Origin of the sequence: Streptosporangium sp. NPDC050855 (assembly GCF_044456585.1) — a bacterium.
GTDB lineage: Bacteria > Actinomycetota > Actinomycetes > Streptosporangiales > Streptosporangiaceae > Streptosporangium > Streptosporangium longisporum.
The window spans coordinates 96,174-113,336 of sequence record NZ_JBITFY010000023.1 but is presented as its reverse complement, the minus strand read 5'-3'; the positions used below and the strand labels follow the sequence as shown (position 1 = coordinate 113,336).

Genomic DNA, 17,163 nt, shown 5'->3' with positions numbered 1-17,163 from the left:
TTCCGTACGGCGTTCGTGCGACCGGGGCCGAGCGCGGGCGGGGGGCCGGTCAGCCGGTGGTCTCCTGACGGCGGGACAGGGCGGGCAGGACGAAGATCTCGGCGGCGGAGGGCAGCGCGCAGTCGAGGCCGCCGATGTGCAGGACGTTCTCGCCGCAGACGAACATGGTGATGTGGCGGCGGATGCCGCCGTAGTCGTCACGCAGGCGCTGTTCCAGGGACGGGTGGACGCGGCGCAGCGTGTCCAGGGCCGAGCCCAGCGTCGGCCGGCCGCCCTCCCGGTCGGCGACGGCGAAGACGCGGATCTCGGTGCTCTCGCCCGCCCAGTGCCGGAGCGCGACGGGGAGCACGAAGGTCACGAGCGTGACGGGACGGGCCATCGGCTCAGCGCGCCGGAGCGGGCGGGACGGGCGACGGGCCCGCCAGGCGAGTGCGACGGCCGCGAGGCGGCGCGTACCGGGGGAGGGGGAGGCCCCGGTCGCGCGCGGGCCGTCGCCGCGGGGATCCGGGGACGGGCGCACGCGGTGGAACGCCTCCCGCCGGGGCCCGGTGCGGGCGGCCGGCGGATCCGTGCGGATGGCGGTCGTGAGGGGGACACGGGCTGGGAGGGGGGCCCTGGCGCATGACCATCTCCTTTCGGATTGGGCCTCATGCTGCCATGCCGTGCCGCGTCTCGCCGGGCTCTGCGAAATTTGCGTGATCGATTCGCGGTGTTGATCCTGATTGTCGCCTGGGACTCACGGTGCGGGGTCACCGCTCGGGAGCGCCGGCGCGGGGTCGCCGCTCAGGGGTCGCCGCTCAGGGGTCGCGGGGTCGCCGCTCGCCGCCGATCGCGCGGGGTCCGCCCGGGGACCGGTCCGCAAGCCCGCTCAGGGTTCGTCGTGCGTGACGTCCCGGTGGATGTTCGCCGGCGGCATCCCGCCGCGCACGAGCCGCTGGACCGTCTCGCGGACCATCGCGGGCGGGCCGCAGACGTAGGCGTCGTGGTCGGCCCAGGAGTGGAAGCGCTCCATCACCTCGGCCACCTGGCCGCGCATGCCGTCGTAGCCGGGCTCGTCCGAGACCACGGGGATCACCCGCAGCCAGGGGAAGCCCTCCTCCATCCGGGTCAGGTCGGCCAGGTCGTAGAGCTCCCGGGCGGTACGGGCGCCGTGCAGCAGGTGCACGTTCCGGCGGCGGCCGGAGGCGATCACGTGCTCCACGATCGCCTTGAGCGGGGCCAGCCCGGTGCCGCCCGCCACGCACAACAGGTCGCGGCCGGAGTCGGTGGGCACCATGGTGCCGATCGGGGGACCCAGGGTCAGGGTGTCCCCGATCCTGGTGTGCTGGACCAGCGTGGTGGAGACCCAGCCGCCGGAGATCGCTCGGACGTGCAGCCGTACGGTGTGGTCCGGCCGGGGCGCGTTCGCGATGGAGAACGTGCGCCAGACGCGGGGCCAGCGCGGGGTCTGCACCGTGACGTACTGGCCGGGCAGATAGGGCATCTCCTGGGCGAGCCGCAGGGTGATCACCGCGATGTCCGGCGTGCGGCGCTCGTGGTCGATCACCTCGGCGGGCCACCAGGCGGGTGACACCCCGGAGTCGGCCTCGGCCGCCTCGATCATGAGGTTGGCCGCGGCGGTGTACGCGGACACCCAGGCCGCCTCCACCTCGGTGTCCCAGACCTCGGCGGCGAAGCGCCTGACCGTGGCCAGCAGCGCGTTGCCGATGGCGGTGTAGTGCTCGGGGAGCACCCCGTACTTGCGGTGGTCGCGGCCGAGCTGGCCGAGGAACGAGGCCATGCCGTCCGGGCTGTCCAGGCTCCACACGATCCTGGTCAGCGCCCCGAACAGGCGGTCGCGCTGGACGTCCATCGCCGGCGGGAACATCGCCCGCAGGTGCGGGTTCTCGGCGAACAGGCGCCCGTAGAAGTACGCCGCGGCCTTGCCCGCGACGGGTTCGACGAGGGCGAAGCTTTCCTTGACGAGACGCGGATTCAATGACATTTAACGAACCCACCCTAATTGATCGGATCAGCGTCCGACCATGAAGATCCACCTCCCTGACGGTTCCGGGTGACGAGCGACCGGCGGCCCCGGCGCACCTGGTCACTCGATATTTGAGTCTTCCATCACCATGCGACTGTCACAACCGTTTCTCGTCAATATAGTGGGAAATCTAACTTTCCGTAATTGAGAAGTTATTTTGTGTCATTACCGAATCCGGCTCGCCGATAAACTTGAAAAGGAATCACGTTCAACTTTACAGCCGTCTTTACAGGTCGTAAGGGGATTTGTCGTCCCCGCGTTCCCGGTGGCCGGAGGGGTGAACGCGCCCCGGGGTGACGGTCAAGGGCTCCGGGCGAGACGACACTGATACCTCGGATACATGACATGACCGAAATGCGGTGCGCCATGATAGGGGATCTGCTGGAGATGGGATCGGTACCGTCCGAAACAGGGGTACCGGCTCGCGTACGGCCCTGGGGAGAACGCATGTCCCGACCCTTGATCGGTATCACCGCCCACCTGGAGGCCGCCCGCTGGGGTGACTGGGTCAGGGAGGCCGTGCTGTCGCCGGCGTCGTACGCGCGGGCCGTGGAGAAGGCGGGCGGCGCGCCGGTGCTGCTGCCCCCGCTCGGCCCGGCCACGGCCGACGACCACGTCCGCGGCCTGTCCGGCGTGATCCTGGCCGACGGGGGCGAGCTGGACCCGGTCCTGTACGGGGCCGCCCGCGAGGAACGCGTCGAGGCCCCCCAGCCGCACCGCGACCGCTTCGAGCTGGCACTGGCCCGCGCCGCCGTACGGGACGGCCTGCCGCTGCTCGCGGTGGGCCGGGGCATGCACGTGCTGAACGTCGCCCAGGGCGGCACCCTGATCCCCTGGCTGCCCGACGTGGTCGGCCACGACCGGCACGCCGCCCCCGGCGCGCACCTCGTCCGGATCGGCGCCTCCAGCAGGCTCGGCACGGCGCTGGGCGACCGCATCGAGGTGACCGCCCCGCACCACCAGGCGATCAGGCGGCTGGGCACCGGGCTGCTCGCCGTGGCCTGGGCCGACGACCAGATCGTGGAGGGCGTCGAGCTCCAGGGTCACCGCTTCTGCGTGGGCGTGCAGTGGCCGTCCGGGCGCACCGGGGACGACCGGCTCGTCGAGGCGCTGCTGTGGGCCGCCCGTCCCTGACCGCGCGCGGATCAGGCGGGTAGGGTGCCTCCATGCCCTTGCACCCGCAGGCCGAGGCCTACCTGAACGCCTTCCGGACCGACCTCGGGGTCCCCCTGTCGACGCTCACCCCCGAGACGATCGCGCAGCTGCGGACGATGGACGCCCTCGCCGAGCAGCGCGGCCCGATCGTCCCCCTCCCGCGGGTCAGGGACGACGTGGCCGCGGGCGTCCCGGTCCGGATCTACCGGCCCGAGGAGGGGGACCGCCCCCTTCCCGCGCTCGTCTACCTGCACGGCGGAGGCTGGGTCTTCGGGAGCGTCGACCGCAACGACGCCCTGGGCCGCGACCTCGCGGCGCGCACCGGCGCGGTGGTGGTCTCGGCCGACTACCGGCTCGCTCCCGACCACCCCTTCCCGGCCGCGGCCGACGACGCCTGGAGCGTCGTACAGGACGTGTTCGAGCGCCCGGACGCCTACGGGGCCGACCCCGCCCGCGTCGCGGTCTGCGGCGACAGCGCCGGGGGCAACCTCGCGGCCGTGGCCGCCTGGCGGGCCAGGGACGCCGGGCTCCGGCTGGTCCACCAGGTGCTCGTCTACCCGATCGCCGACGTGGCGATGGACACCCCGAGCTACCGTGACTACGCCACCGGCTTCGGCCTCGGCGCCGACGAGATGGCCTGGTTCATCGCCCAGTACGGTGGGGACCCGGCCGATCCCCGGCTCGCGCCGGTCCGGCTGCCCGACAAGGGCGGGCTGGCCCCGGCGACGGTGATCACGGCCGAGTGCGACCCGCTCCGCGACGAGGGGGAGACCTACGCCGCCCGGCTCGCCGAGGCCGGGGTGCCGGTCGAGACCAGGAGGTACGAGGGCGCCGTCCACGGCTTCTTCGGCCTGCCCGGCTTCTTCGACCAGGCCGCCGAGGCGCGCGAGTACGCAGCGGCCCGGCTGAAGGAGGCGTTCCGGTGAGGGAGTACGAGAAGCTCAGCTGCGACTGGGCGGCCCCCGGCGTGCTCAGGGTCGTGATCAGCGAGCCGCGCAGGCTCAACGCGGTGGACATGACCGGTCACCGCGAGCTGGCCGAGATCTGGCGCGAGGCCGACCGCGACGACGAGGTGCGCGCGGTGCTCGTCCGCGGCGAGGGCGAGGCGTTCTCCGCGGGCGGTGACCTGTCCATGATCGAGGAGATGACGCGCGACCACGCCGTCCGCATGCGCGTCTTCACCGAGGCCCGCGACATCGTCTACAACGTGATCAACTGCTCCAAGCCCGTCGTCTCGGCCATCCAGGGCCCTGCGGTGGGGGCCGGGCTGGCCGTCGCCCTGCTGGCGGACATCTCGGTCGCGGGCCGCACCGCGCGCATCATCGACGGCCACACCCGGCTGGGGGTCGCGGCCGGGGACCACGCCGCCATCGTCTGGCCGCTGCTGTGCGGCCTGGCCAAGGCCAAGTACCACCTATTGCTCTGCGAGCCGGTGACCGGGGAGCAGGCCGAGGCGATGGGCCTGGTCAGCCTCTGCGTCGACGACGACCTGGTGCACGAGCGGGCCCTGGAGATCGCGGTCCGGCTGGCCGAGGGCTCCGCCGAGGCGATCCGGCTGACCAAGTACTCCCTCAACAACTGGCTCCGCCTGGCCGGTCCCTCCTTCGACGCCTCGCTGGCCATGGAGTTCCTCGGCTTCACCGGGCCGGACGTGGCCGAGGGCGTGCGCGCCCTGCGCGAGAAGCGCCCGCCGTCCTTCGGCTGAGCCGGGAGCACGCGCCCCGGGTCACGTGCCCGGGGTCGCGCGGAGCCGGGTCATGTGCGGGGCCGGGTCGTTGTGCCCGGGTCGTTGTGCGGGACCGGGCCACGCGGGACCCGGTCAGGTGCGGGACCGGGGCACGCGGGACCCGGTCAGGTGCTGGAGCGGGTCAGGTGCCGGGACGGAACCGCCCGTGCAGGGCGGTCAGCCCGGGTTCGAAGACGCCCTTGACGATGACGCGGTTCATCTTCGCCACGTCGTCGGCGGCGAAGGTGGCCGACCACTCCACGAACGCCCGGCCGCTGTCGGTGACCGGCGACACCCGGTAGACCGCGCGGTAGTCGCTGACCGGCAGCGGCCCCTCCAGGATCTCGTACGTCGCCGAACGGGAGTCGTCGTCGAGGGTGAGCAGGCGCTCCCTGAAGACCCCGCCGAGCCCTTCCAGCCTGCGCACCGTGCCGGGCCGGGAGCCGTCGCCCTCCTCGACCTCGCAGCGGTCGATCCCCGGCAGCCACTCGGCCACGTTGCCGAAATCCCTCAGGTAACCCCACACCTCGTCGGCGGAGGCGTCGACCACCGTGCTGGCGTACGCGGACATGGGCCACTCCTTCGTGCTCGCCCGGATACCGACCGTGGTCATGCCCGCCCGCTCCGCCCGGCAACCGGTCAGAAGCTCCGGGGAAGCCCGAGCACCTGGGTGGCCAGGTGGTTGAGCAGCAGTTCCTCGGTCACCGGGGCGACCCTGCCGATGCGGGCGTCGGCCAGCAGCCGGGCCACCGGGTACTCCAGCGAGTAGGCCATGCCCCCGTGCGTCTGGAAGGCGTGGTCGGCCGCCTCCCACGCGGCCTGGGAGGCGGTCAGCTTGGCGATGTTGGCCTCGGTGCCGCAGGGCAGCTCGCGGTCGAACAGCCAGGCGGCCTTGTAGAGCATCAGCCTGGCCAGCTCGATCTTCGCCTTGACCTGGGCGAGCGGGAAGGCGATGGCCTGGTTGGCGCCGATCGGGCGGCCGAAGACCTCGCGCTCCTTCGCGTACCGCACGGCGACCCGCAGCGCCACCTCGGCGCCGCCGAGCGCGGACGCGGCCAGCAGGACGCGCTCGGGGTTGAGGATGTCCCACAGCACCCGCGCGCCCTGGTCGACCTCGCCCACCACGTTGCGCTCGGGCACCCGCAGCTCGTCGATGAAGACCATGTTGGACGGGGTGGTGTTGGCCCCCATCTTGGGGATCGGCCGGAAGGAAAGCCGCCCGGCGGCGACAGCCTCGGGGACGTTCACCAGCAGGACGGTCAGGCCGTTGCTGCGCGGCCTGGCCTCTGCGGCCGGGACGGTCCGGGTGACCAGCAGCATCCAGGTGGCGCGCTGCACGCCGGTGATCCAGATCTTCTGGCCGGTGACGACGAACTCGGCGCCGTCGCGGCGGGCGAAGGTGGAGATGCCCAGGGCGTTGGACCCGGCGTCCGGCTCGGTGAGCGCGAAGCAGGTCTCCAGCTCGCCGGTGGCCAGGGAGGGCAGCAGCTCGTCGCGCTGCCACGCGCTGCCGTGCCTGGTCAGGGTGAGCGCGCCGAACCCGGGGGTGAGCACGTAGGTGAAGGCCGACCCTCCGGCCGAGCCGGAGGCGGAGAGGGTCTCGGTGGCCACGGCCAGCTCCAGCAGGCCCTGGCCGCCGCCGCCGTACTCCTCGGGGACGGCCAGGCCGAGCCAGCCGCCCGTGGCCAGGTCCCGCCACACCTCCTCCGGCCAGCGCTTCTCGTTCTCGCAGCGCTGCCAGTAGTCGAGGTCGTAGCGGGCGCAGATGTCGCCCACGCCGCGCTGGACCGCGAGGGCGCTCTCCGGAAGGGTGAAGTCCACGGTGATCAACTCCGTTCTCGTCGGGGCGCAATGATAGAACCAGGTTCGGTTCCCTTCCGGGGGCGCGCCTCCCGTTCCGCCCGGTCTCCCGGGTCACGCGCCCTTCCGGCCGCCCCCTTCACGGCCCGGCCGGCCGCGAGGCCGCGAGCCTTCCCGTTCCCGGGTCCCCTCACCGTCACGCGCCGTCGCGGCCCCGCGGCGTCCCCGGTCCGCGCCGTCGCGGCCCCGTGATCCCGCGGGGCCGCGGTTCACCGGGTCAGGCCGGTGAGCCCGCGGCCGAGGCCGCCAGCCGGGGCCGGCGCGCGTGGTAGACGAAGGCCGGGGGCACGTTGCGCCAGACCGTCCGGCCCGGCACGACCTCCTCGAACGTCTCCGTCAGCCGCCTGCGGAAACGCCGCGCCGGGGGCAGGCGCTTGGCGAAGCTGTAGGCGAAGGTGGTGAAGGCCGTGTGCGGCGTCATGACCGCGGTGACCGCGTCCAGCAGCAGGGTCTGCGTCTCCTCGGAGAACGCGGCCCACGGCAGCCCGCTCACCACCACGTCGGCGCCGGGCAGGCCGCGCTCCCGCAGCAGCTGCGGCAGCCGTGCCGCGTCGTCGACCACGACCTCCACCCCCGGGTTCCTGGAGGCCAGGAAGTCGGCCATCCGCGGGTTGATCTCGATGGCCAGGTGGTGGCCCCGCCCTCCCAGCCGGCGCTGGATCTCCGCGGTGAACGCCCCCGTACCGGGGCCGAGCTCGACGATCACGGGATCGCCCCGATGCGGGACCGGTGAGGTCACCGTCTCGGCGAGCCGCCGCGAGCTCGGTGCGACCGCCCCGACCGTGCCCGGTGAGCGGATCCACTGCCTCAGGAAGAGCGCGGTGTCATTGGTCATGGTGTGAAGGCTAAGGGGTCGGGCGGGAGATCTGGCGCGTCATTGACGGTTGTTTCGGTCGTACCCGGAGGATCGCCCCCTTTCCGGAGGATCGGCTCCTTCCGCTTCCCACCTCCCGTTCCGCTCCCCGCCCCCGGCCCGGCGCCCGCCTCCGTCGTCGGCGGGGCCCTGCGTCCCCGTCCGTTCCGGGGACGAAGCGGGGGTGGCCGTAGGGCCGTGCGGGCCCCGCACGGGTAGGGTCGGCATCAGGCGCGGGGGAGGGAGACAGCCGGTGAATCCGGAGGCATCGGGAGCCGAAGATCGTATCTGGACGGTTCCCAACGCGTTGAGCCTGGCCAGGCTCCTGGGCGTGCCCGTCTTCCTCTGGCTGGTGCTCGGCCCGAAGGCCGACGGCTGGGCCGTCGCGCTGCTGATGCTGGCGGGCTTCTCCGACTGGCTGGACGGGAAGATCGCCCGCGCCTGGAACCAGACCAGCAGGCTCGGGCGGCTGCTCGACCCGCTGGCCGACCGGCTCTACATCCTGGCCACCCTGTTCGGCCTCGCCATGCGCGAGATCATTCCCTGGTGGCTGGCCCTGGCCATCCCGCTGCGTGACGTGATGCTGCTCGGCATCCCGCTCATCCTGCGCCGTCTCGGGTACGGCCCGGCGTTGCCCGTGCACTTCCTCGGCAAGGCCGCGACCGCCAACCTCCTCTACGCCTTTCCCCTGCTCTTCCTCGCCTACCACGACCTCTGGTACGCCACGTTCGCCGGGATCGTCGGCTGGTCCCTGGCCATCTGGGGCACCGGCCTGTACTGGTGGTCGGGCGTGCTGTATTGGGTACAGGTGCGTCAGCTGGCACGCGAGGCCAAACGCCTTAAGAGGTGATCTGTGAAGGCCGTCGTCATGGCGGGCGGGGAGGGGACACGGCTCCGGCCGATGACCGCGAACCAGCCGAAACCCCTATTGCCCGTGATCAATCGGCCGATCATGGAGCACGTGCTGCGCCTGCTGAAGCGGCACGGCTTCACCGAGACCGTGGTCACCGTGCAGTTCCTGGCCGCCCTGGTCCGCAACTACTTCGGTGACGGCGACGAGCTCGGCATGAGCCTGTACTACGCCACCGAGGACACGCCGCTGGGCACCGCGGGCAGCGTCAAGAACGCCGCCGACCGGCTCCGCGACGACCGCTTCCTGGTCATCTCCGGTGACGCGCTCACCGACATCGACCTGACCGACATGATCCGTTTCCACCGCGAGAACGGCGCGATGGTCACGATCGGGCTCAAGCGCGTCCCCAACCCGCTGGAGTTCGGCATCGTCATCGTCGACGACCAGGGCCGGGTGGAGCGCTTCCTGGAGAAGCCCACCTGGGGCCAGGTCTTCTCCGACACCGCCAACACCGGCATCTACGTGATGGAGCCCGAGGTCCTCGACGAGATCGCGGCCGGGGAGCCGGTGGACTGGTCGGGTGACGTGTTCCCCCGGCTGCTGGAGCGCGGGGCCCCGCTCTACGGCTACGTGGCCGAGGGCTACTGGGAGGACGTCGGCACCCACGAGAGCTACCTCAAGGCCCAGGCCGACGTCCTGTCGGGACGGGTCAGGGTCGACATCGACGCCTTCGAGGTCTCGCCCGGCGTCTGGGTCGCCGAGGGCGCCTCGGTGGACGCCGACGCCGTCCTGAAGGGCCCGCTCTACATCGGTGACTACGCCAAGGTCGAGGCCGGGGCCGAACTGCGCGAGTACACCGTGCTGGGCAGCAACGCGGTGGTGCGGGAGGGGGCGTTCCTGCACCGCGCGGTCGTCCACGACAACGTCTACGTCGGGCCCAGCGCCCACCTGCGCGGCTGTGTGATCGGCAAGAACACCGACCTGATGACCGCGGCCCGGGTCGAGGAGGGCGCCGTCGTCGGCGACGAGTGCATCATCGAGGCCGAGGCGTACATCTCCTCCGGGGTCAAGATCTACCCGTTCAAGACCATCGAGGCCGGGGCGGTGATCAACAACAGCGTCATCTGGGAGCCCCGCGCCCAGCGCAACCTGTTCGGCCCGCGCGGGGTCTCCGGGCTGGTCAACGTGGAGATCACCCCCGAGCTGTGCGTACGGCTGGCCAGCGCCTACGCCACCACGCTGAAGAAGGGCGCCTCGGTCATCACCTCCCGCGACTCCTCCCGCGCCGCGCGGGCGCTGAAGCGGGCGGTGATCAGCGCCCTGAACGCCAGCGCGATCAACGTGCTCGACCTGGAGGCGGCCCCGCTGCCGGTGGCCCGCTTCCACACCGCCAGGGAGAAGGCGGTGGGCGGCATCGCGCTGCGCACCACCCCGGGCGACCCGCAGAGCGTCGACATCGTCTTCATGGACGAGAACGGCGCGGACCTGTCCCCGCCGGCCCAGCGCAAGCTGGACCGGGTCTTCTCCCGCCAGGAGTTCCGCCGCGCCTTCCCCGGCGAGATCGCCGAGCTGAGCTTCCCGGCCAGGTCGGTGGAGGACTACACGCACGAGCTGCTGCGCCTGGTGGACATCAGCGGGGTCCGCGACGCCGACATGAAGGTCGTGGTCGACTGCGCGGGCGGGACGTCCTCGCTGGTGCTGCCCAGCCTTCTCGGCCGGGTCGGGGTGGACGTGCTGACCGTCAACAACCGGCTGGACGACGCCTCGCCCACCGAGACCCTCGCCGAGCGCCGCCGCGACCTGCAGCGCCTGTCGGAGCTGGTCAGCTCCTCCAGGGCGGCCTTCGGGGTGCGCTTCGACCCGGTGGGGGAGCGGGTGGCGCTGGTGGACGAGATGGGCCAGCTGATCAGCGAGGAGCGGGCCCTGCTGGTGGTGCTCGACCTGGTCGCGGCCGAGCGGCGCGGCGGCCGGGTGGCGCTGCCGGTCACCACCACCCGGGTGGCCGAGCAGGTCTGCAGGTTCCACGGGGTCCAGGCCGAGTGGACCGCCACCGCGATCGACGCGCTCACCGCAGCCGCCAGGGGCCCTGAGATGATCTTCGCCGCGGACGGGCGCGGGGGCTTCATCGTCCCGGAGTTCGGGCCCACCGTGGACGGCCTGGCGGTCTTTCTGCGCCTGCTGGGGCTGGTGGCCAGGACCCGGCTCTCGCTCAGCCAGATCGACGCCAGGATCCCCGAGGCCAGGCTGCTGCGCCGTACCGTGCCGACCCCGTGGGCGGCCAAGGGCGCGGTGATGCGCTCGGTCATCGAGGCCGCCGAGCACCACCTGATCGACACCACCGACGGGGTACGGGTGGTCGCCGAGGACGGCGGCTGGGCCCTGGTGCTGCCCGACCCCACCGAGGCGGTCACCCACCTGTGGGCCGAGGGCTTCGACGTCGACTCCGCCCAGGTCATGATCGAACGCTGGGCGCGGGTGGTCGAGGAGGCCGCCGGAGGCTGACGGAGGCTGACGGAGGCTGACGGAGGCTGACGGCCCCGGAGGGTTCCCGGCGGGGCCTCCAAAGAACCGGACATCCAACAACAGACAGTGCTTTGATCCCGTTGTCGGGCGTTGTGGACCGAGCGAATGCGACAAACACAGCGCGGCACCATGGACCGGGGACGTACCCCGCTGTAACTTTGTCACCGACCGTACCCGCGGTTCAGCGTCAGCCTTGACCTTCGCGTCTCATCACTGTATGTTGCGGCATTCGCAGTCTGAGAAATCCCTTGAGAAGCGAAGAAGCGAGGCGCGCGCATCACTGAGCACCGTTGCCGCGTCTTCGCGGTAGGAGGCCGAGCCGATCGATGCCGAGCGTCTACTGCACGCAGTGCGGTCATGCCAATCCTGAGGATGCCCGTTTCTGTTCACGATGCGGGTCGCCGCTTACCAGGTCCGACACACCCGGGGACAGCACGTCGACGATCTCCCTCTCCGGGATCGAGGCCTACGAGGCGGAGACCGGGGAGACGCTTCTCGCCGAACGGCAGGCCGTGGAGCAGTTGCCTCCGGGCAGCGCGTTGCTGGTGGCGATGCGCGGCCCGAACGCCGGCAGCCGCTTCCTGCTCGACAGCGATCTCACCACCGTGGGCCGTCACCCCGAGAGCGACATCTTCCTCGACGACATCACGGTCTCGCGCCGCCACGTGGAGTTCTACCGGCGCGGCGGCGGGGTCTTCACCGTCCGCGACGTCGGAAGCCTGAACGGCACCTACGTGAACCGCGAGCGCATCGAGGAGGTCCCGCTCTACGGCGGGGACGAGGTGCAGATCGGCAAGTTCCGCCTGGTCTTCCTCACCCGCGGCGCCGCTGGAGGATGATGAGCTCGCAGGCCGCTCGTGCGCACATGAGCATCGGGGAGGTGCTCGCCCTCCTTCAGGGCGAGTTCCCCGATGTCAGCATCTCCAAGATTCGCTTCCTGGAGGGCGAGGGGCTGATCGAACCGGAGCGCAGTCCCTCCGGGTACCGGAAGTTCACCTACGCCGACGTCGAGCGGCTGCGCTACATCCTCAGCGAGCAGCGGGACCGCTACCTGCCGCTGCGCGTGATCAAGGACCGGCTGGAGGCCGCCGACCGCGAGGAGCGCCCCGTGGCCCGCCCGCGGGCCGTCCCGGACGAGGGGCCCGGTGAGATCCGTCTCACCCGCGACGAGCTGCTGAGCGCCGCCGAGCTCGACGAGGAGACCCTGGCCGAGCTGGAGGACTACGGGCTGCTGGCCGCCGTGGCCCGCTACTACGACGCCGAGGCGCTCGCCGTGGCCCGCAGCGTCGGGGCCCTGGCCGCCTTCGGCCTGCGCGCCCGCCACCTGAGGGCCGTCAGGGCCGCCGCGGAACGCGAGGCCGGGCTGGTGGAGCAGGCCGTGGCGCCGCTGCTGCGCCGCCGGGGGCCGGGCGCGATCGACCAGGCCGACGAGACCGCCAGGGAGATCTCCGGCCTGTTGCTGGAATTGCACGCCTCGCTCCTGCGTTCGGGCGTTCGTGGGGCCCTGGGCCGGTGAGAACCTGCCCAGGCACTCGTACCCCACGAGTGTTACGTTGAACAAACCGGTCGGAATCCAGCGAAGCGGAGCAGCCCGTGTTGCAGATGGAGGTCGTGGGCGTTCGAGTCGAGATGCCCTCCAACCAGCCGATCGTCTTGTTGAAGGAGGCGCAGGGAGAGCGTTACCTGCCCATCTGGATCGGCATGACCGAGGCCACGGCGATCGCCATGGCCCAGGCCGAGGAACCACCGCCTCGGCCGCTCACCCATGACCTGTTCCGGGACGTGCTCGACGGACTCGGCGTCCGGCTGAACACGGTCAACATCGTCGCCCTGCGCGACGGGATCTTCTTCGCCGATCTCGTCTTCTCCAACGGGGTGGAGGTGAGCGCGCGTCCCTCCGACTCGATCGCCTTGGCACTGCGCACCGGCGCACGTATCTTCGCGAGTGAGGAGGTGGTCCGGGAGGCAGGGGTGATCATTCCCGACGACCAGGAGGACGAGGTGGAGAAGTTCAGGGAGTTCCTTGACACGATCACGCCCGAGGACTTCGGCCGCGCGGGGTAGGAATTTCGGTGCATTTACGCTTCACGACGCGCCGGGTGGGGTCGTTGACTGGACTTGGCCCCAGTCCTACGGTGCAAGTGAAACCCACGGCCGTGCGTAAACCCCCAGATCAGGCCGTGGGATGAGAGAAAGCCGGAGGTCCGCGTGGCGGTCAGCAGCGGCGAGGGTAGAAACGCCGATCAGGATGACCCGGAACGGCGCCAGTCGGCACGTCAGCGCGCGGGTGAAGAGGGTCTGCTGTTCGACGGGGAACCGGTGAACACGCCCGCCGACCTCGGCTACCGGGGCCCGACGGCCTGTTCCGCGGCCGGGATCACCTACCGGCAACTCGACTACTGGGCGCGTACCGGCCTGGTCGAGCCCACCGTGCGGGCCGCGCACGGCTCGGGCTCCCAGCGGCTGTACGGCTTCCGCGACATCCTGGTCCTCAAGGTCGTCAAGCGCCTGCTCGACACCGGCGTCTCCCTCCAGCAGATCCGCATCGCCGTACAGCACCTGCGCGACCGGGGCGTCAACGACCTCGCCCAGATCACCCTGATGAGCGACGGGGTCAGCGTCTACGAGTGCACCTCGCCCGACGAGGTCATCGACCTGCTCCAGGGCGGTCAGGGAGTCTTCGGCATAGCGCTCGGACGGGTCTGGCAGGAGGTGGAGGGCTCCCTCGCGGATCTTCCCGGCGAACGCGCGGAGTCGGGCGGAGGCCCTTTAGGCGATCATCACGCCGATGAGCTCGCCCGGCGTCGCAGAGCACGGCGAACAGGGTAAACTCGGACTCGCCACTGACCCTGTGCGGGAGAGTCCCCGGCACGACCGGGGCGCCGAAGGAGCAACCTCCCCGGAATCTCTCAGGCACCCTGTACCGCACGGACGAGGCAACTCTGGAAAGCAGGCACACCGGCCAGGTGTGCCTCACCGACGGTGCAAGCCTCCCGTCACGGGCAGGTGAAGCTCTCAGGTCGCGGCACCGGCCGCGATGACAGAGGGGGAGACTCCGGTCGCACGCCCGCGCCCGGCGCCGGTCTCCACCCCGTCTGGGAGGCTTTCCATGACCGATCTGTCCCCGCTCGGCGAGCTCGCCGCCCCACCGTTCGCGACCCGCCACATCGGGCCCGACGACGCCGAGCAGACCCGCATGCTGGAGGCGGTCGGCTTCGCCTCCGTCGCCGACCTGGTCGCGGTGGCCGTGCCCGAGGCGATCCGCTCGGCCGAGCGGCTGAACCTGCCCCCGGCCGCCTCCGAGGCCGAGGCCCTGGCCGAGCTGCGCGTCCTGGCCGGGCGCAACACCGTGATGACCTCGATGATCGGCCTGGGCTACCACGACACGATCACGCCGGCCGTCATCCGCCGCAACCTGCTGGAGAACCCGGGCTGGTACACCGCGTACACGCCCTACCAGCCGGAGATCTCCCAGGGCCGGCTGGAGGCCCTGCTCAACTTCCAGACCGTGGTCTCGGACCTGACCGGCCTGGACGTCGCCGGCGCCTCCCTGCTGGACGAGGCCACCGCGGCCGCCGAGGCGATGACCCTGGCCCGGCGCGCGGGCCGCAGCCCGTCGAAGGTGTTCGTGGTGGACGCCGACGCCCTTCCGCAGACCAAGGCGGTGCTGCGCACCCGCGCCGAGCCGCTCGGCATCGAGCTGGTCGAGAGCGACCTGGCCGGCGAGCTGCCCGACTGCTTCGGCGTGCTCGTGCAGTACCCCGGCGCCAGCGGCCGGATCCGCGACTTCCGCGGCGTGTCCGAGGCCGCCCACGCCCGCGGCGCCCAGGTGGTCGCCGCCGCCGACCTGCTCGCCCTCACCCTGCTGGCCGCCCCCGGCGAGCTCGGCGCCGACATCGCGATCGGCTCCACCCAGCGCTTCGGCGTCCCGCTGGGCTTCGGCGGCCCCCACGCGGCCTACATGGCGGTCCGCGACGGCCTCCAGCGCCAGCTTCCCGGCCGCCTGGTCGGCGTCTCCCAGGACGCGGACGGCCGCCCGGCGTACCGCCTCGCGCTGCAGACCCGCGAGCAGCACATCCGCCGGGAGAAGGCCACCAGCAACATCTGCACCGCCCAGGTCCTGCTCGCGGTGATCGCCGGCATGTACGCCGTCTACCACGGCCCCGAGGGCCTGCGCAGGATCGGCCGCCGCACCCACCGCCACGCCGTGGTCCTCGCCGAGGGCCTGCGCCAGGGCGGCGTCGAGGTCGTGCACGACACCTTCTTCGACACCGTGCTCGCCCGAGTGCCCGGCCGGGCCGCCGCGATCGTCGCCACCGCCCGCGACAACGGGGTGAACCTGCGCCTGGTCGACGACGACCACGTGGGGATCACCTGCGACGAGCGGACCGAGCTGCTGCACCTGGAGCAGGTCCTGGCCGCCTTCGAGGTCGCCGGCGTCGTCCCGGCCGACCTGGACGCCGCCGCCCACGACGCGCTGCCCGACGCGCTGGCGCGGACCGGCGACTACCTGACCCACCCGGTCTTCCACGCCCACCGCTCCGAGACGGCCATGCTGCGCTACCTGCGCAGGCTCCAGGACAAGGACGTCGCGCTCGACCGGTCGATGATCCCGCTGGGCTCCTGCACCATGAAGCTCAACGCGACCACCGAGATGGAGCCGATCACCTGGCCCGAGTTCGCGGGCCTGCACCCCTACGCCCCCGAGGACCAGGCCCGGGGCTACCTGGAGCTGATCGCGGAGCTGGAGCGCTGGCTGGCCGAGGTCACCGGCTACGACGCCGTGTCGCTCCAGCCGAACGCCGGCTCCCAGGGCGAGTTCGCCGGCCTGCTGGCCATCCGCGCCTACCACGCCTCGCGCGGCGAGTCCGAGCGCGACGTCTGCCTGATCCCCTCCTCCGCGCACGGCACCAACGCCGCCAGCGCCGTCATGGCGGGCATGCGGGTGGCCGTGGTGGCCTGCGACGACGAGGGGAACGTGGACCTCGGCGACCTGGTCGCGAAGATCGACAAGCACCGTGACCGGCTCGCCGCGATCATGGTGACCTACCCGTCCACGCACGGCGTGTACGAGGAGACGATCGTCCGGGTCTGCGAGCTGGTGCACGAGGCCGGCGGCCAGGTCTACGTCGACGGCGCCAACCTCAACGCGCTGGTCGGCCTGGCCAGGCCGGGCGAGTTCGGCGCGGACGTCTCCCACCTGAACCTGCACAAGACCTTCTGCATCCCGCACGGCGGCGGCGGCCCCGGGGTCGGGCCGGTCGCGGTCCGCGCCCACCTGGCCGACCACCTGCCCGGCCACCCGCTGCGCGAGGGCACCACCGTCGGCCCGGTCTCGGCCGCCCCGTACGGCTCGGCCGGCATCCTGCCGATCTCCTGGGCCTACATCCGGATGATGGGCGCCGACGGCCTCAAGGCGGCCACCGAGCAGGCCATCCTGTCGGCCAACTACCTGGCCCGCAGGCTCGGCCCCCACTACCCGGTCCTCTACACCGGCCGCGGCGGCCTGGTGGCCCACGAGTGCATCGTGGACCTGCGCCAGATCACTAAGGAGACCGGCGTGACCGTCGACGACGTGGCCAAGCGCCTGGTCGACTACGGTTTCCACGCGCCGACCATGTCCTTCCCGGTGGCCGGGACGCTGATGATCGAGCCGACCGAGAGCGAGGACCTGGCCGAGCTCGACCGGTTCTGCGAGGCGATGATCGCCATCCGCGGCGAGATCGCCAAGGTCGCCTCGGGCGACTACGACAGGACCGACAACCCGCTGCGCAACGCCCCGCACACGGCCGACAGCCTGACCGCCGACGAGTGGGAGCACGGCTACACCCGCACCGAGGCGGCCTACCCGCTGCCGTCGCTGCGCGAGGGCAAGTACTGGTCGCCGGTCCGGCGCATCGACCAGGCCTACGGCGACCGCAACCTGGTCTGCTCCTGCCCGCCGTTGGAGTCCTACGAGGACTGATCCGCCCGCGCGGTCCCGGGACGGTCCCCGGAGGATGCGGCGGCCTCTCGGGCGCTCCGCCGCAAGGCGCCCGGTGAGCGGTCCGGGCCCCGCGCGGAGTCGGTCCGGATCGCGCGAACCCCGTGCAGGCCGCAGATCCACGCGGAATGTGCCGGGACGGACGGCGCCCCGAGTCGTTAGGCTCGGGGCGTCTCCGTATCCG

General features: G+C 71.9%; 15 protein-coding genes and 1 riboswitch. Of the genes, 10 read left to right on the top strand and 5 right to left on the bottom strand.

The window, feature by feature from the left end; translation table 11 throughout:
- Window positions 1-49: 49 nt before the first annotated feature.
- On the bottom strand, window positions 50-358 hold the full coding sequence (locus ACIBCT_RS34485; protein ID WP_399195919.1) for a hypothetical protein: 309 nt from the start codon (window positions 356-358) through the stop codon (window positions 50-52).
- Window positions 359-868: 510 nt separating this feature from the next.
- Window positions 869-1,984 (bottom strand): globin domain-containing protein, encoded by a 1,116-nt coding sequence (locus ACIBCT_RS34480; RefSeq protein ID WP_399195918.1) that lies wholly within the window; start codon window positions 1,982-1,984, stop codon window positions 869-871.
- Between the two features lie 489 nt (window positions 1,985-2,473).
- Between ACIBCT_RS34480 and ACIBCT_RS34475 the strand changes: the two genes are divergently transcribed.
- From ACIBCT_RS34475 to ACIBCT_RS34465, 3 genes are read left to right on the top strand one after another with little or no spacing between them, the layout of a single operon-like run.
- Window positions 2,474-3,160, top strand: a complete 687-nt coding sequence (locus ACIBCT_RS34475; RefSeq protein ID WP_399195917.1) for a gamma-glutamyl-gamma-aminobutyrate hydrolase family protein — start codon at window positions 2,474-2,476, stop codon at window positions 3,158-3,160.
- A gap of 32 nt (window positions 3,161-3,192) precedes the next feature.
- A complete protein-coding gene (locus tag ACIBCT_RS34470) occupies window positions 3,193-4,107 on the top strand; it encodes an alpha/beta hydrolase (protein WP_399195915.1) in 915 nt (304 codons plus the stop codon).
- The gene (locus ACIBCT_RS34465; RefSeq protein WP_399195913.1) at window positions 4,104-4,886 is read left to right on the top strand and encodes an enoyl-CoA hydratase/isomerase family protein; all 783 of its coding nucleotides are present in this window, start codon (window positions 4,104-4,106) and stop codon (window positions 4,884-4,886) included. Before ACIBCT_RS34470 ends, ACIBCT_RS34465 begins: the two co-directional genes overlap by 4 nt.
- 163 nt (window positions 4,887-5,049) lie before the next feature.
- Here the strand turns inward: ACIBCT_RS34465 and ACIBCT_RS34460 are convergent, their stop codons facing one another.
- From ACIBCT_RS34460 to ACIBCT_RS34450, 3 genes are all read right to left on the bottom strand, one after another.
- Window positions 5,050-5,478, bottom strand: coding sequence for an SRPBCC family protein (locus tag ACIBCT_RS34460; RefSeq protein WP_399195911.1), 429 nt, complete (start codon window positions 5,476-5,478; stop codon window positions 5,050-5,052).
- A gap of 68 nt (window positions 5,479-5,546) precedes the next feature.
- Entirely contained in the window at window positions 5,547-6,728 is a 1,182-nt protein-coding gene (locus ACIBCT_RS34455; protein ID WP_399195909.1) for an acyl-CoA dehydrogenase family protein, read from the bottom strand.
- Between the two features lie 256 nt (window positions 6,729-6,984).
- Window positions 6,985-7,602 carry a class I SAM-dependent methyltransferase gene (locus ACIBCT_RS34450; RefSeq protein WP_399195907.1) on the bottom strand — a complete coding sequence of 206 codons (618 nt, stop codon included), beginning with the start codon at window positions 7,600-7,602 and terminating at the stop codon, window positions 6,985-6,987.
- 271 nt (window positions 7,603-7,873) lie between these two features.
- Between ACIBCT_RS34450 and ACIBCT_RS34445 the strand changes: the two genes are divergently transcribed.
- From ACIBCT_RS34445 to gcvP, 7 genes are all read left to right on the top strand, one after another.
- Window positions 7,874-8,470 (top strand): CDP-alcohol phosphatidyltransferase family protein, encoded by a 597-nt coding sequence (locus ACIBCT_RS34445; protein ID WP_344908563.1) that lies wholly within the window; start codon window positions 7,874-7,876, stop codon window positions 8,468-8,470.
- A gap of 3 nt (window positions 8,471-8,473) precedes the next feature.
- Window positions 8,474-10,975, top strand: coding sequence for a sugar phosphate nucleotidyltransferase (locus ACIBCT_RS34440; protein ID WP_399195904.1), 2,502 nt, complete (start codon window positions 8,474-8,476; stop codon window positions 10,973-10,975).
- 347 nt (window positions 10,976-11,322) lie between these two features.
- The gene (locus tag ACIBCT_RS34435; protein WP_344908558.1) at window positions 11,323-11,835 is read left to right on the top strand and encodes an FHA domain-containing protein; all 513 of its coding nucleotides are present in this window, start codon (window positions 11,323-11,325) and stop codon (window positions 11,833-11,835) included.
- Between the two features lie 26 nt (window positions 11,836-11,861).
- Window positions 11,862-12,512 (top strand): MerR family transcriptional regulator, encoded by a 651-nt coding sequence (locus ACIBCT_RS34430; protein WP_344908555.1) that lies wholly within the window; start codon window positions 11,862-11,864, stop codon window positions 12,510-12,512.
- 77 nt (window positions 12,513-12,589) lie between these two features.
- Window positions 12,590-13,060, top strand: coding sequence for a bifunctional nuclease family protein (locus ACIBCT_RS34425; protein ID WP_362808356.1), 471 nt, complete (start codon window positions 12,590-12,592; stop codon window positions 13,058-13,060).
- 144 nt (window positions 13,061-13,204) lie between these two features.
- Window positions 13,205-13,825 (top strand): MerR family transcriptional regulator, encoded by a 621-nt coding sequence (locus ACIBCT_RS34420; protein ID WP_399195900.1) that lies wholly within the window; start codon window positions 13,205-13,207, stop codon window positions 13,823-13,825.
- A 15-nt stretch (window positions 13,826-13,840) separates the two neighbouring features.
- Window positions 13,841-13,932, top strand: a riboswitch (glycine riboswitch).
- A gap of 173 nt (window positions 13,933-14,105) precedes the next feature.
- The gene (gene gcvP / locus ACIBCT_RS34415) at window positions 14,106-16,961 is read left to right on the top strand and encodes an aminomethyl-transferring glycine dehydrogenase (RefSeq protein ID WP_399195897.1); all 2,856 of its coding nucleotides are present in this window, start codon (window positions 14,106-14,108) and stop codon (window positions 16,959-16,961) included.
- Window positions 16,962-17,163 lie beyond the last annotated feature (202 nt).

What these genes read in the sequence shown, in the direction of transcription:
- ACIBCT_RS34480 (WP_399195918.1), bottom strand. Translation starts at nt 1,984, where the DNA reads ATGTCATTGAATCCGCGTCTCGTCAAGGAAAGCTTCGCCCTCGTCGAA.
- ACIBCT_RS34475 (WP_399195917.1), top strand. Translation starts at nt 2,474, where the DNA reads ATGTCCCGACCCTTGATCGGTATCACCGCCCACCTGGAGGCCGCCCGC.
- ACIBCT_RS34470 (WP_399195915.1), top strand. Translation starts at nt 3,193, where the DNA reads ATGCCCTTGCACCCGCAGGCCGAGGCCTACCTGAACGCCTTCCGGACC.
- ACIBCT_RS34460 (WP_399195911.1), bottom strand. Translation starts at nt 5,478, where the DNA reads ATGTCCGCGTACGCCAGCACGGTGGTCGACGCCTCCGCCGACGAGGTG.
- ACIBCT_RS34450 (WP_399195907.1), bottom strand. Translation starts at nt 7,602, where the DNA reads ATGACCAATGACACCGCGCTCTTCCTGAGGCAGTGGATCCGCTCACCG.
- ACIBCT_RS34435 (WP_344908558.1), top strand. Translation starts at nt 11,323, where the DNA reads ATGCCGAGCGTCTACTGCACGCAGTGCGGTCATGCCAATCCTGAGGAT.
- ACIBCT_RS34430 (WP_344908555.1), top strand. Translation starts at nt 11,862, where the DNA reads ATGAGCATCGGGGAGGTGCTCGCCCTCCTTCAGGGCGAGTTCCCCGAT.
- gcvP (WP_399195897.1), top strand. Translation starts at nt 14,106, where the DNA reads ATGACCGATCTGTCCCCGCTCGGCGAGCTCGCCGCCCCACCGTTCGCG.